Origin of the sequence: Dactylosporangium sp. NPDC051485 (assembly GCF_040682015.1) — a bacterium.
In the GTDB taxonomy this organism is placed as follows: domain Bacteria; phylum Actinomycetota; class Actinomycetes; order Mycobacteriales; family Micromonosporaceae; genus Dactylosporangium.
Genome location: NZ_JBFAZW010000111.1, coordinates 22,056 through 35,488, shown reverse-complemented (window position 1 = coordinate 35,488; position 13,433 = coordinate 22,056). Strand labels below are relative to the sequence as shown.

Annotated in this window: 11 protein-coding genes and 1 riboswitch; of the genes, 6 read left to right on the top strand and 5 right to left on the bottom strand. The window is 73.1% G+C overall.

Translation table 11 applies throughout. The annotated features are described in order from the left end of the window. From AB0M46_RS41895 to AB0M46_RS41885, 3 genes are all read right to left on the bottom strand, one after another. The coding region (locus tag AB0M46_RS41895; RefSeq protein WP_363345463.1) for a PfkB family carbohydrate kinase at positions 1-697 on the bottom strand (697 nt) is incomplete at its 3' end. A gap of 154 nt (positions 698-851) precedes the next feature. Further along, entirely contained in the window at positions 852-1,316 is a 465-nt protein-coding gene (locus tag AB0M46_RS41890) for a peroxiredoxin (RefSeq protein WP_363345462.1), read from the bottom strand. 52 nt (positions 1,317-1,368) lie between these two features. Then, positions 1,369-1,947 carry a helix-turn-helix domain-containing protein gene (locus AB0M46_RS41885; RefSeq protein WP_363345461.1) on the bottom strand — a complete coding sequence of 193 codons (579 nt, stop codon included), beginning with the start codon at positions 1,945-1,947 and terminating at the stop codon, positions 1,369-1,371. Positions 1,948-2,037: 90 nt separating this feature from the next. Here AB0M46_RS41885 and AB0M46_RS41880 point away from each other — a divergent pair, with 90 nt between their 5' ends. Then, positions 2,038-2,481, top strand: coding sequence for a nuclear transport factor 2 family protein (locus AB0M46_RS41880; RefSeq protein ID WP_363345460.1), 444 nt, complete (start codon positions 2,038-2,040; stop codon positions 2,479-2,481). 67 nt (positions 2,482-2,548) lie between these two features. Here the strand turns inward: AB0M46_RS41880 and AB0M46_RS41875 are convergent, their stop codons facing one another. Then, on the bottom strand, positions 2,549-3,412 hold the full coding sequence (locus AB0M46_RS41875; protein WP_363345459.1) for a S1 family peptidase: 864 nt from the start codon (positions 3,410-3,412) through the stop codon (positions 2,549-2,551). 362 nt (positions 3,413-3,774) lie between these two features. Then, positions 3,775-6,399 (bottom strand): DUF6493 family protein, encoded by a 2,625-nt coding sequence (locus AB0M46_RS41870; RefSeq protein ID WP_363345458.1) that lies wholly within the window; start codon positions 6,397-6,399, stop codon positions 3,775-3,777. 204 nt (positions 6,400-6,603) lie between these two features. After that, positions 6,604-6,715: riboswitch (SAM riboswitch) on the top strand. A 216-nt stretch (positions 6,716-6,931) separates the two neighbouring features. Here AB0M46_RS41870 and AB0M46_RS41865 point away from each other — a divergent pair. From AB0M46_RS41865 to AB0M46_RS41845, 5 genes are all read left to right on the top strand, one after another. After that, positions 6,932-8,188 carry an LLM class flavin-dependent oxidoreductase gene (locus AB0M46_RS41865; protein ID WP_363345457.1) on the top strand — a complete coding sequence of 419 codons (1,257 nt, stop codon included), beginning with the start codon at positions 6,932-6,934 and terminating at the stop codon, positions 8,186-8,188. Beyond that, positions 8,185-9,576, top strand: coding sequence for an NtaA/DmoA family FMN-dependent monooxygenase (locus AB0M46_RS41860; protein WP_363345456.1), 1,392 nt, complete (start codon positions 8,185-8,187; stop codon positions 9,574-9,576). The genes AB0M46_RS41865 and AB0M46_RS41860 overlap by 4 nt, the downstream gene beginning before the upstream one ends. Positions 9,577-9,637: 61 nt before the next feature. Continuing rightward, positions 9,638-11,017, top strand: a complete 1,380-nt coding sequence (locus AB0M46_RS41855; protein WP_363345455.1) for an NtaA/DmoA family FMN-dependent monooxygenase — start codon at positions 9,638-9,640, stop codon at positions 11,015-11,017. A 76-nt stretch (positions 11,018-11,093) separates the two neighbouring features. Next, a complete protein-coding gene (locus AB0M46_RS41850; RefSeq protein ID WP_363345454.1) occupies positions 11,094-12,227 on the top strand; it encodes an LLM class flavin-dependent oxidoreductase in 1,134 nt (377 codons plus the stop codon). 10 nt (positions 12,228-12,237) lie between these two features. After that, positions 12,238-13,413: an LLM class flavin-dependent oxidoreductase gene (locus AB0M46_RS41845; protein ID WP_363345453.1), complete on the top strand. Its 1,176-nt coding sequence runs from the start codon at positions 12,238-12,240 to the stop codon at positions 13,411-13,413. Positions 13,414-13,433: the final 20 nt, after the last annotated feature.

The following is a 13,433-nucleotide window of genomic DNA, read 5'->3' as shown; positions in this document are numbered from 1 at the left end:
CGACGCTCGGGGCGGCGACCCGCACCCGGGCGCCGGCCCGGTCGCCGTAGGCGGCCCCGCGGGCGCCGAGGGTGAGCACCGCCCGGGGCACCAGCCGCAGCAGCGCGTCGATCGAGGCGTCCCCGGCGACGACGGCGGCCTCGTGCTCGTTCACCACGAGGACGTCCACGAGGGCCAGGAGGTCCCCGGGCAGCGGCGCGGCCGGGGCGGCGTTGAGCACGACCGTGGTGCCGGCCGCGGACGCCGCGGCCGCGGCCTCGGCGACGACCGCTGGCGGCACCTCCAGTTGCAGCAGCAGCACGTCCGCGGCGGCGATCGCGGCCCGGTCGGCGGGCTCCAGGGCGGTCAGGGCGGCGTTGGCGCCCGGCGCGACGACGATGCAGTTCTCCGCGGCCGCGTCGACGGTGATGAGCGCGACCCCGGACGGGCCGTCCGTGGTGCGCAGCCCCCGCACGTCGACCCCGGCCGCGACGAGGCCGTCGCGCAGCTGCCGGCCGAAGGTGTCGCCGCCGACCGCGCCGATGAACGCGCAGGCGGCCCCGGCCCGGGCGGCGGCCACGGCCTGGTTGGCGCCCTTGCCGCCGGGAACGGTGCGGAACTCCCCGCCGAGCACGGTCTCGCCGGGGCCGGGCAGCCGCTGGGCGCTCACCACCAGGTCGAGGTTCGCGCTGCCCACCACCACGACGGATACGGTCATACCGTACAGCGCAGCAGACGGAGGCCGGGCGGCGCAACAGATCGCCGATCATGACTGCGGCGGGGCACCGGTCGTGCGGGGTGAGCAGCCGGCCCCTGCTGCGTGTACGGCGGCCTGCCGCGACGACCGTACGCGGGCGGGGCGGCCCGGCGGCTCACCTCGGCGGGGCGGTCCGCTTCCGCAGCGCATCGAGGGCCTTGTCGGCGTGCACGCCCATGCGGATCTCGCTCTTCACCACGGCGAGCACCCGCCGGTCGGTGTCGATGACGAACGTGACCCGCCTGGTCGGCAGGAGCCCGATCGAGCGGCGCACCCCGAACTGCTCGCGCACCGTGCCGTCGGGGTCGGACAGCAGCGGGTAGCCGAGGCTGTGCTTGGCGGAGAACTCGGCCTGCCGCTCGACCTCGTCGCCGCTGACCCCGACCGGCTGCCCGCCGGCCGCCCGCAGCTCGGCCGCGATGTCGCGGAAGTGGCAGGCCTCGATGGTGCAGCCGGCGCTGAGCGCGGCCGGGTAGAAGAACAGCACGACGGGGCCGCCGTCGAGCAGTTCGCCGAGGGAGCGGGGCGTGCCCTGCTCGTCGGGGAGTACGAAATCCTCGACCACGTCACCGACGTCCACGGTGTGCTCCTTCCCGGGAAACGTTGTCCGCTGCCATCCTGCCCGCCCGCCGCTACCGGGTCGGCGGCGGGGATGGCGTGAGGCCGTCGAACACGATGGCGAGCGCCCGGTCTCGCGTCTCGTCGTCGAGGCTGCTGTGGGCGGCGGTCCGGGACATGGCCACCAGCAGGGCGTACACCTCGGGCAGTTCGGCGTCGTCGCGCACCGCGCCGGCCCGCTGGGCCCGCGCGAGCAGGGCGCCCACCGCCCGGCGTAGCCCGTTGCCGGCCTCGGTGGCCGCGCCGTGCACGTCGCCGCCGGCCCCGAGCAGCGCGTCGCCGATGGCGATCTTCGTGGCCGCGTCGGCGACGAGGTGACGGAAGAAGCCGTAGAAGGCGGCGCCGGGGTCGGCCGTGTCGAGCAGCGCCTCGGCCTGCTCGCGCAGCCGGTCGAAGCGCCGCACGAGGACCGCCTGCAGCAGCGCCGCCTTGGTGGGGAAGTGCCGGAAGACGGTGGCGATGCCGACCCCGGCCAGGCGGGCCACCTCCTCGGTTGACGCGGCCTCTCCGCCCCGGCCGAACACGTCCTCGGCCACGTCCAGGATGCGCCCGTGGTTGGCCCGCGCGTCGACGCGTTGGGTCCGCTCGCCCATCCGTCCTCCGTCCCTTGTATCCGAAGTCGTCACTCCGTAGAATCGGAGTCCAGACTTCGGATATCTCGTTGCTGCTGACAGGAGAATCGCATGGCCGAGCCTCGGAGCCCGCGCGAGGTCTTCCTCGCCCTCGTGCACGGCGTCGCGGAGGGTCGCTGGGAGGAGCTTCCCGTGTTGTACGCCGAGCAGACCGACGTCGTGCACCCGTTCCACCCGCGGCGCGCCCCGGCGCTGCGCACCCGCGACGAACTGCGCGAACACTTCCGCCCGACCGGCCTCGGGCCCCTGCTGATCCGCCGGCCGGCCAACATCACCATCCACGAGACGACCGACCCGGAGGTCATCGTGGGCGAGTTCGAGTACCAGGGCACCGTCGCCGGGAGCGGGGAACCGTTCGCGCTGCCGGGCATCTTCGTCCTGCGCGTCCGCGACGGCGAGATCGTCAGCTCCCGCGACTACTTCGACCACCTGGCCTCGGCAAGGGTCCGCGGTCAGCTGGACGCCCTGGTCGCGCCGCCGGCCGGCGAGCGCTGAGCGGGGCGGGTCGCATGCGCCGGCAGGGCCCGGCCGGGGGGACGGCCGGGCCCTGCCGGAGCCGGGTTCAGTAGATCGTCACGCCGAAGTGGCTGGCCGCCGCGCGGGCGGGCTGGAAGAACGTCGTCCCGCCGCTGGTGCAGTTGCCGCTGCCGCCGGAGGTGAGGCCGAGCGCCTTGTTGCCGTCGTAGAGCGGGCCGCCGGAGTCGCCGCCCTCGGCGCACACGGTGGTCTGGATGAGGCCGGTCACGGTGCCGCCCGGGCTGCCGCTGTAGCGGACCGTGACGCCGAGCGCGGTCACCCGCCCGGTGTGCGTGCCGGTGGTCGAGCCGGTGCGGGTGACGTTCTCGCCGACGAAGGCGTCCGCGACGGTGTAGCCGCCGGGGTGGGACAGCGACGTGTTGGAGTAGCGCACGAGCGCGTAGTCGCTGCCCGGGAAGGTGTACCCCACGTTCGAGCCGATGAGGGTGCTGTGGCTCGAGTTGGTGTACCACGTGGAGGCCACCGCCCCGCAGTGCCCGGCGGTGAGGAAGTAGTAGGTGCTGCCGCTGACCACGTTGAAGCCGAGCGAGCAGCGGTACGAACCGCCGTAGATCGCCGCCCCGGCGGACAGCAGCGGCGAGAACACCCCGGCGGCGCGCTCGATGCGCACCGCGCCCGAACTCTGCCGGATCTTGGCGAGCGCGGCATCGGAGACGCTGCTGTCGGCGGTGACCACGACGCGACCGGTGGCGGCGTCGGTGTGCCAGGCGATCCCGGCGACTCCGGTGTGCTCCACGGCGTCGCTGGCGGCCGCGAGCTGGCCGGCGCTGTACGACACGGGCGCCGCGGAGGCGGCCCCGGGCAGGGCGAGGGCCCCGGCCGCGAGTGCGCCGGCCGCGACGGCGATCAGCCGTCCGACGTGGCGACGCGCGTGCATTGTGTTGACCATCGTCAACTCCTTTCGGGCCGGGCGGGTGAAGGGTGGTCCCGCCGGCTTTCTGACACGTGCGTTTGAGTATTTATATGTATCTATAAGATCGCAAGCTGGACGGCGAACATCGGTGCGGCTCGGCTGGGCAGTCCCGGAGGCGGTCGTCAGCCGCCGGCGAGCCGGGCGTTGTGGTCCGGTGCGACGTGCGTGAGGAGTACGGCCTCACCGAGACCTCACCGGTCGCGCATCGTTTCCCCGTGGTGGTCAGCGCGTGGCGCTCGCGTGCCGGGCGTGTTCATCACGTGCGGGGTGGTGTGTGCTCCGGTGCGCGCATGGCTTCCCCCGCGGTGGTCAGCGCGTGGGCGGGTCAGGAGCGGGCGTCAGGGCGCCGCGGATTCGATGCCGGCGCCGGGCGTGGCGGCGAGGCGGCGGGCCTCGGTGATCAGGCGGGTCGAGCCGCGCCGGGCGGCGACCTCCACCAGGCCCTCGATCCGGACCGGCCCCGGGGCGGCCGCAGCGGTCTGCGCGGCCAGGGTCAGCAGGTCGGGCGTGCCGCGCGGCGCGGAGGGCGCGGCCAGCAGCGCCGGCAGCGCGGCGGCGAGCACCCGGACCACGCTGCGCGGCGCGCCCGCGGCGGCGGCGTCGCGCAGCGGCTGGACGGTGCGCCCCAGCGGCACCGCCCCGGCGACGGCCAGGGCCCCGAGGTGCTCGCCGGCCAGCTCGGCGTCGAAGGCGCCCTGCCCGGCGAGCAGCAGCAGCGCGTCCACGGCGGCCACGCGGTCCGGCTCGTGCCGGGCGGCCAGCCCGTACGCGACCCCGATCGCCGTCGCCGGCCCCGGGTCCCCGGCCGCCTCGGCGAGCAGGGGAAGCACCGCCGCCCCGCCGCGGACGTCCATGTCGGCGGCGGCGGCCACGCCCGGCAGCGCGAAGGCCGCGGTCAGCCCCCGGTGCCAGGGCAGCAGTCCGGGCCACAGCAGGTGCCAGGACGTGCCGTGGTCGGCCTTCGGATGCATCCAGCCGAGCAGTGCGTGGTCCTCGGCCCCGTCCGGCCCCGGGTCGGTCGAGACCTGGACGCGTACCGGTGGCAGGTGCTCGTGCTCGTGGTCGTGGTGGCCGGCCGGACCGCCCGGCCGCGGCGAGACGGTCGCGACGCGCCACCGCGGGGCCGCAAGGCCGTCGCCGCGCAGCCGGGCGGCGACCCGCCCCGCCGCCGGGGTGGCCAGGCGCTCGGCCCGCGCGGCGGCGGGCTCGTCGGGCCCGGGCGGGACGCGCAGCAGCGCCTGGGCGAGGTCCCAGGGCCACGGCCGCGCCGCACCGAGTGCCGCCAGCCGCTCGAGCAGCGCCGCGGTGTCGAGCGCGCCCCCGGCCGACGTCGGCGCCGACAAGAGCCCACCCGCGGACAAGAGCCCAGCCGTGGTTGAGACCCCATCCGCGGCCGAGAGCCCGTCCGCGGGCAGGTGCACCGCGATCTCGGCGAGGCGGGCGCGCAACAGGCGGTGCGGCGGCGGTATCCGTCGATCGGCCGGCTCGCGCAGGCGCAGGACCCGGTGGGCCTTGGTCAGCTCGGCGGCCCAGCCCTCCCGGAGCCTGCGCCCCGGCTCGACCCCGGCGGCCGTCAGCAGCAGGCCGGTGAACGCGCCGCACAGGCAGTGCGCGTCCCACTGGTGCTGGCCCATGCCGTCGCGGTGCCGCTCCACGACCGGCCGCACGGCGCGCCGCATGCGCTCCCGGTCGCTCGCGTGGAGCCGCACCACGCCGTCGAGGATGCGCTCCAGGGGCGGCAGCGCGGTGAACGGCCGCCCGCTGTAGAAGGCGGCGATCTCCTCGGCCAGCTCGTCCGGGTCGCCGATCGGCGGCGGTGCGGGGGCCGGGGGCGCCGGGGCGGGCAGCGCGTCGTCGAGCGACACGGCGGCGACGACCGGCGGCGCGGGCGCGGCGCCGTGCTCGGTGGCCAGCGCCGCCGCGCGCTCCCGCAGCTCGACGGCCGGATGCTCGGCGGCGAGGGCGAGCACGGCGGCGACGTCCGCGGCGCGCCCCGGGTGCCGCCGGGCGAGTGCGTCGAGCCAGCCGAGCTGGGCGCGCACGAGTCCCTTGTCGGGCCGCTGCACGACGGCCCGGGACGGCTCCAGCACCGCGTTCACGTCGAGGTCGGCGACGGTCCGCAGGAGCTTCTGCGCGGCGGCCGCGACGGGCGCGGGACCGTCGGCGAGCAGCCGGAGCAGGTCACCGGCGTGCGCGGCCGCCTCGGCCGGGGTCGGCGCGAGCTCGGCCAGCAGGCCGAGGATGCCGCGCAGCGCGGCCGGGCGGTCGCCACGCACCAGCCGCCCGGTGCAGCCGCGCAGCAGCGCGGCCCGGTCCAGGCGGCCCTCGGCGGCGAGCTCGGCCAGGGCGAGGATGAGGGCCCGCTTTCCGCCGGGGCGGCCGGTGTCCCAGACGGTCAGCTTCTCGCCGGCCCCGTCGACGGTGAAGACGAGCGGCGCCAGGGCGTCGAGGAACGGGTCGCGGCGCAGCCGCTCGGCGATGGGCCGCGAGCGCAGCCGCTCCTCGCCCGGGAAGCCGAGGTCGTCCATCCACCGCAGCACGAACCAGTCGGTCGCCGGCGGCGCCGACCCGGTCGCGATGACCAGCGCCGCGACGAACTCCCACCGGTGCCGGTCGAAGTCGGTGGCGCGCCGGTCGGCGAGGCGCGCGGCGAGCTCTGGCAGCCAGCCGGCGCCGCGGGCCCGGGCCGCGCCGATGACGGCCTGCGCGGTGTGCCGGTCGAGGCCCATCGACGGCCGGTCCAGGATGCGGGCGGCCGCCGCCGCGCTCGGCGCGGACCCGATCGTGGCCACCGCCAGGGCGGCGAGCTCGTCGCCGCTGCAGTGGTTGTCGGAGTGTCGCCTGACGTGGGCGAGCAGCTCGCGGGCCAGCGCCGCCCGGCCGGCGTCGTCCAGCGCATCGACCGCCTCGGCGACGGCCGCCACGCGTCCGCGCCGGATGAGCTCGAGGTCGATGACGTTCACGGGAAGAGGCTAATGCTGTGACCGCGAACGTTCGCCGGGGTGGCGTTGTTCGGGCGGGATGCGGCCGATCCGGTGCGCCGCCGATGGCGGGCCCGTGGCCGCCGCGGGACAGGTCGCCGCCGCCCTCGGGGGAATGCCCCGCGATTCCCTAGTGTTCCTATAGGCATTAGACAAGATCCCGCGCCGCAGCTAAGGTCATCGACAGGTTATGAGTGTCAGCGTCAAGCCCTGGCTTGCTGACCGGCAACCCTCCGTCGCGGGGGGTGCTCCAGGTGACGACCTGGCGGCGCAGACCCATGTGCCGCAAGCGCGAGCGGCGTGCGGTGGCGCGCCAGGTGGAGGACAGGGTAATGACGCGTGTGATCGCTCGTCGGCACATTGATGTGCAGCGCGTGGCCGCCTCGTTGTGTCGCACGCCACTGGCTGTCCGCCGCACTCGGTAGTCCACCAACTCATCCATGAGCGCGCGGCCTGCCGGCATCGGCCGGTCCTCGACCGCATTTCTGGTCCGTCTCGTCGAAAGCGATCCCTCATGTCTGATTCGTCCGAGTTCCTGCACCTGGCCGTCGCCCTGGAAGGCGTCGGCTGGCACCCCGCCGCGTGGCGCGAGCCCGACGCCCGCCCGCTGGACCAGTTCACGCCGAAGTACTGGGTGGAGCTGGTGCAGCAGGCTGAACGCGGTCTGCTCGACTTCGTCACGATCGAGGACGGGCTGCGGTTGCAGTCCGACAATCCACTGCAGCCGGACGAGCGCACCGACCGGGTCCGGGGCCGCCTCGACGCGACGCTCATCGCGGCCCGCGTCGCGCCGGTGACGAGCCACATCGGCCTGGTGCCGACGGCGATCGTCAACCACACCGAGCCGTTCCATCTGTCCAAGGCGATCGCCACGATCGACTACGCCAGCACCGGCCGCGCCGGCGTTCGGGTGCAGTTGGACGTCCGCGCCGACACCAACGCGCATTTCGGGCGTCGCGAGATCCCACCGCTGACCAGCGAGGACTACGCCAACCTCCAGGCCGGCATCGAGGTCGCGGACCTGCAGCAGCGGCTGCGCGACTCCTTCGACGAGGCCGCCGACTACGTCGAGGTGCTGCGCCGGCTCTGGGACAGCTGGGAGGACGACGCGGAGATCCGTGACGTCGCCACCGGCCGGTTCATCGACCGGGACAAGCTGCACTACATCGAGTTCCAGGGCCGCTGGTTCTCCGTGAAGGGACCCTCGATCACCCCGCGGCCGCCGCAGGGGCAGCCGGTCGTCACCACGCTGGGCCACGTGTCGATCCCGTTCCAGCTCATCGCCCGCTCCGCCGACGTCGGGTTCGTCACGCCATACGACGCCGCACAGGCGGCGGAGATCGTGTCGGAGATCCGTGCGGAGCAGCGGGCGGCCGGGCGCGAGCACGAGACGGTCCATGTGTTCGGCGACCTCGTCGTCTTCCTGGACGACAGCCGTGCGGCGGCCGTGGCCCGCAAGCAGCGGTTGGACGAGCAGGCCGGGGTCGAATACGGCAGCGACGCACTGATCTTCACCGGAACCCCGGCCGAGCTGGCCGACCTGCTGCTGGAGTGGCGCGCCGCCGGGCTCAGCGGCTACCGCCTCCGCCCCGCCGCGGTGCCGCACGACCTGACCCAGATCACTGACGGGCTCGTCCCCGAGTTGCAGCGCCGCGGCGCCTTCCGTACCGCCTACGAAGCAACGACCCTGCGTGGGCTCCTCGGCCTGCCCCGCCCGGCCAACCGGTACGCCACCACCGCCGCGCCCGAGCCGGCGGCGATCACTCCATGAGCGCGCCACGCAAGCAGGTCCACCTCGCAGCGGGATTCCCCGGCGTCAACAACACCACCGTGTGGAGCGACCCTGCCGCGGGCAGCCAGATCGCGTTCGACTCGTTCCGGCATGTCGCCCAGACGGCCGAGCGGGGCAAGTTCGACTTCTTCTTCCTGGCCGAGGGGCTGCGGCTGCGCGAACAGGGCGGGAAGATCTACGACCTGGACATCGTCGGGCGGCCCGACACCTTCACCGTGCTGGCCGCCCTGGCGGCCGTGACCGAGCACATCGGCCTGACCGGCACGATCAGCTCCACGTTCAACGAGCCCTACGAGGTGGCGCGGCAGTTCGCCAGCCTGGACTGGCTCTCGGGCGGCCGGGCGGCGTGGAACGTGGTCACCAGCTGGGACGCGTTCACCGGGGAGAACTTCCGTCGCGGCGGCTACCTGCCCCAGGACCAGCGCTATACGCGAGCGAAGGAATTCCTGCAGACCGCGGGCGAACTGTGGGACTCCTGGCGCGGCGACGAGATCCTCGCCGACAAGGCGTCCGGGCAGTTCCTCGCCACGCCGACGCCCGGGGCGTTCGCGCACGCCGACGCGCAGTTCGACATCCGTGGCCAGTTCAACGTGCCCCGCAGCCCGCAGGGCCGTCCCGTGGTCCTGCAGGCCGGCGAGTCCGACGAAGGGCGCGAGTTCGCGGCGTCGTCCGCCGACGTGATCTTCTCCCGGTACTCGCAGTACGACGAGGCACGGGCGTTCTACGCCGACGTGAAGCACCGCCTCGCCAGGTACGGCCGCAGCCGAGACGACCTGCTGATCCTCCCGGCGACCGGGTTCGTCCTGGGCGACACCGACGCCGAGGCGGCCGAACTCGCCCGTGAGGTGCGGCTGGCGCAGGTCTCACCCGCGACCACGATCAAGTTCCTCGAACAGCTGTGGAACACCGACCTGTCCGACCACGACCCCGACGGGCCGCTGCCGGCGTTCGACCCGGTGGTCAGCGACGTCGACGGCTCGATCGCCAAGGGCAACGCCGGAGCCCGCCTGCTCGCCAAGGACCCGATCGGCCTGGCCAACCAGTGGCGCGCCAAGGCCACGGCCGAGCACCTGACCAGCCGCGAACTGATCATCGAGGTCACCGCCCGCAACATCTTCGTCGGCTCGCCGGCCACGGTCGCCGAGGAGATCGACAGGTTCGTCCAGCAGGACGCCAGCGATGGATTCATCATCGGCGCCCACGTCGTCCCGGCGGGCCTGGACGCCTTCGTCGACAAGGTGATCCCGCTGCTGCAGGAGCGCGGCGTCTACCGCACCGAGTACGCGGGAACGACGCTGCGCGACCACCTCGGCCTCACGCCACTGGCGGCGCCCGCGGCCCACCCGCCGATCCGGATCAGCGCATGACACCCGGCACCCTGCGCCGTGCCGCGACACGGCTCGCGGCCAGCAACCCTGAGAGGTAGACATGTCCAAGCCGATCAAGCAGGTCCACCTGGCCGCCCACTTCCCGGGTGTCAACAACACGACCGTGTGGAGTGACCCGGCCGGCGGCAGCCACATCGAGTTCGAGAGCTTCAAACACTTCGCGCAGACCGCCGAGCGGGGCAAGTTCGACTTCCTGTTCCTGGCCGAGGGGCTGCGGCTGCGCGAACAGGGCGGGAAGATCTTCGACCTGGACGTCGTCGGGCGGCCCGACACCTTCACGGTGCTGGCCGCGATCGCCGCGGTCACCGAGCACCTCGGGGTGACCGGGACGATCAACTCCACGTTCAACGAGCCCTACGAGGTGGCGCGGCAGTTCGCCAGCCTGGACTGGCTCTCCGACGGCCGGGCGGCGTGGAACGTGGTCACCAGCTGGGACGCGTTCACGGGGGAGAACTTCCGCCGCGGCGGCTACCTGGCCCAGGACCAGCGTTACGAGCGGGCCGAGACGTTCCTGCAGACCGCGATCGAGCTGTGGGACTCGTGGCGGGGCGACGAGATCGTCGCCGACAAGGAGACCGGCCGGTTCCTGTCCACCCCGGCACCGGGACGCTTCGCCCACCGGGACGCGCACTTCGACATCGCCGGGCAGTTCAACGTGCCGCGCAGCCCGCAGGGCCGTCCGGTGATCCTCCAGGCCGGCGACTCCGACGCGGGGCGCGAGTTCGCCGCCGCCCAGGCAGACGCGATCTTCACGAGCCGCACGGAACTCAAGGCCGGACAGGCGTTCTACACCGACGTGAAGAACCGGCTGGCCAAGTACGGCCGCACCTGGGACCAGCTGCTGATCCTGCCCGCGGCGACCTTCGTGCTGGGCGATACGGACGCCGAGGCCGCCGAGATCGCCCAGCAGGTGCGACTCGCGCAGGTCTCGCCGCCGACCGCGATCGCGTTCCTCGAACAGCTCTGGAACACCGACCTGTCCAGCTTCGATCCCGACGGTCCGCTGCCGAGCTTCGACCCGGTCGTCAGCGACGTCGACGGGTTGATCTCGAAGGGACGGGCCAGCGTCCGGCAACTCACCAAGGATCCGGTCGCCCTGGCCAACCAGTGGCGCGAGATCGCGGCGGCCAAGAACCTCTCCGCCCGCGAGCTGATCGTCGAGGTGACCGGCCGGCAGTCCTTCGTCGGCTCGCCCGACACCATCGCGACGGCGATCAATCATCTCGTGCAGGAGGACGCCAGCGACGGTTTCATCCTGGTCCCGCACATCACCCCGGCCGGACTGGACCCGTTCGTCGACAAGGTGGTGCCGCTGCTGCAGGAGCGTGGCGTCTTCCGCACCGAGTACGAGGGCAGCACGCTGCGCGAGAACCTGGGCCTTGCCCCTGGCGGCGGGCAGAGCAGTGGCAGCGCCGCATGACCGGGGCCCGGCGAGCGAGTCACCGGCAGGGCAGGCGTGACGCTTCGTTCGCGCCCGTAGCAAAGCGAGGATGCCAATGAAGTTCATCACCATCACCCTGATCGTCCACGCGCCCGACCCGGTGACGGGCGCGCAGAAGTCGACCCACGAGCGGTTCGCCGAGGTACTGAAGAACGCGCTGCTGGCCGAGGAGCTCGGCTTCGACGGGTTCGGCGTCGGCGAGCGGCACGAGCGCCCCTTCATCTCGTCCTCGCCGACCGTCGTGCTCAGCCACATCGCCGCGCTGACCACGCGGATCCGCCTGTTCACGGCGGTCACCACCCTGAGCCTGCTCGACCCCGTCCGCGCCTTCGAGGACTACGCCACCCTCGACCACCTCTCCCAGGGCCGGCTGGACCTGATCATCGGCAAGGGCAACGGCGAGGCGCAGCGCAAGCTGTTCAACGTCACGCCCGAGGACCAGTGGGACCGCAACGCCGAGTCCTACGAGGTGTTCCGCAGCCTCTGGCACGAGAACAAGATCACCTACGCCGCGAAGTTCCGGCCGCAGCTGCAGGACGCCGAGGTCTGGCCGCGGCCCTACCAGCGCCCGATCCGGATCTGGCACGGCAGCGCCACCAGCAGGGAATCGGTGGACCTGGCCGCCCGCTACGGCGATCCGCTGTTCTCCGCGAACGTCACCAACCCGATCGACCCGTACGCGGAGCTGATCGACTACTACCGCGACCGCTGGGTGCACTACGGCCACGACCCGAAGCTGATCACCATCGGTGCCGGCTCCGCGGGCTTCTACGCCAGCAGGAACAGCCAGGACGCGATCGAGACGTACCGGCCGATCTTCGCGGGTCATCTCAAGTTCGCCGAACGGCTCGGCGTCCCGCCGGTGTTCCCGACGCTGGACGACTTCGTCGAGCGCTCGTCCGCCCTGATCGGCAGCCCCGCGCAGATCATCGACAAGGTGCACCGCTACCACGAACGGTTCGGTCACCAGGTGCTGCACCTGCAGGCGGACGCAAGCGGCCTGACCGACGCCCAGCACCGGGACAGCCTGGAACTGTTCCAGGCCGAGATCGCCCCCGTGCTGCGCCGGGAGATTCCCGACCCGCCCCTGGGCTGGGAGCCCGGCCCGATCGTCTCCGACGAGGTGGCGGCGGGCACCAGTACCGAATCCGTCAGCGGCATCGCCGCGCCCATCACCGTCACCGGCTGAAAGACTCGACATGACCCGTACGCCATTGGCCATCCTCGACCTCGTCCCGATCTCCACCGGCTCGAACGCGACCGAGGCACTGCGCAACAGCATCGATCTCGCCCAGCGCGCCGAACGCGCCGGCTACGCGCGCTACTGGTTCGCCGAACATCACCTGAACCCCGGTGTGGCCGGCACCTCACCCGCGCTCGTACTGGCCCTGACCGCGGCCGCCACATCGCGCATCCGCCTCGGCTCCGGCGCGGTGCAGATGGGACACCGCACGGCCCTGTCGGCGGTCGAGGAGTTCGGTCTGCTCGACGCGTTGCACCCCGGCCGTTTTGACCTGGGGCTGGGCCGATCCGGCGGTAAGCCGAAGCTGCTCGACGGCGAACTGTCCGCCGGTGACGCGAAGCCGGCGCAGCCCAAGGTGCCGGCCGGGGAGCAGGCGAAGGTCGTCGATGGGCGCCACCCGACCGGGCTGCGGATTCCGAAGCAGTTCTCGTTCCTCAAGCTGCTCGACTCACCCCGGTTCGCGCTGCAGAAGCGGCTGATCACCCTGCCGGAGGCGAAGCCGCAGGACTACGCCGAGCAGGTCGACGACGTGCTCGCGCTGATCGCCGGGACCTACAAGTCGCCCGAAGGCGAGGAAGCGCACGTCGTGCCTGGGGAGGACGCCGACCTGGAGATCTGGATCCTCGGCAGCAGCGGCGGCGAGAGCGCCGAGGTCGCTGGACATCGCGGGGTGCGGTTCGCCGCGAACTACCACGTCAGCCCGGCCACGGTGCTGGAAGCGGTCGACGCCTACCGTGCGGCGTTCGTGCCCTCGCAGGTGCTGACGCAGCCCTACGTGTCCGTCAGCGCCGACGTCGTCGTCGCCGAGGACGAGGACCGCGCCCGGGAACTGTCCACCGGATACGGGCTGTGGGTGCGCAGCATCCGCACCGCCGAGGGCGCCATCCAGTTCCCGACGCCCGAGCAGGCGCGCCAGCATCAGTGGACGGACGAGGAGCGCGAGCTGGTGCAGGACCGGGTCGACACGCAGTTCGTCGGCTCGCCCGCCCAGGTCGCGGACCAGCTCGAGCAGCTCCGTGACGCCACCAGCGCGGACGAGCTCATCGTCACGACCATCACCCACGACCATGCCGACCGGGTCAGGTCGCATGAGCTGCTGGCGCAGGAGTGGGGACGGCGGGGCTACCTGTGAGCACCGGGGTCAGCCGGTAG

Bases quoted from the DNA above. Each gene is read 5' to 3' on its own strand.
- AB0M46_RS41885 (WP_363345461.1), bottom strand. From the start codon at position 1,947: ATGGGCGAGCGGACCCAACGCGTCGACGCGCGGGCCAACCACGGGCGC.
- AB0M46_RS41880 (WP_363345460.1), top strand. From the start codon at position 2,038: ATGGCCGAGCCTCGGAGCCCGCGCGAGGTCTTCCTCGCCCTCGTGCAC.
- AB0M46_RS41875 (WP_363345459.1), bottom strand. From the start codon at position 3,412: ATGGTCAACACAATGCACGCGCGTCGCCACGTCGGACGGCTGATCGCC.
- AB0M46_RS41865 (WP_363345457.1), top strand. From the start codon at position 6,932: ATGTCTGATTCGTCCGAGTTCCTGCACCTGGCCGTCGCCCTGGAAGGC.
- AB0M46_RS41860 (WP_363345456.1), top strand. From the start codon at position 8,185: ATGAGCGCGCCACGCAAGCAGGTCCACCTCGCAGCGGGATTCCCCGGC.
- AB0M46_RS41855 (WP_363345455.1), top strand. From the start codon at position 9,638: ATGTCCAAGCCGATCAAGCAGGTCCACCTGGCCGCCCACTTCCCGGGT.
- AB0M46_RS41850 (WP_363345454.1), top strand. From the start codon at position 11,094: ATGAAGTTCATCACCATCACCCTGATCGTCCACGCGCCCGACCCGGTG.
- AB0M46_RS41845 (WP_363345453.1), top strand. From the start codon at position 12,238: ATGACCCGTACGCCATTGGCCATCCTCGACCTCGTCCCGATCTCCACC.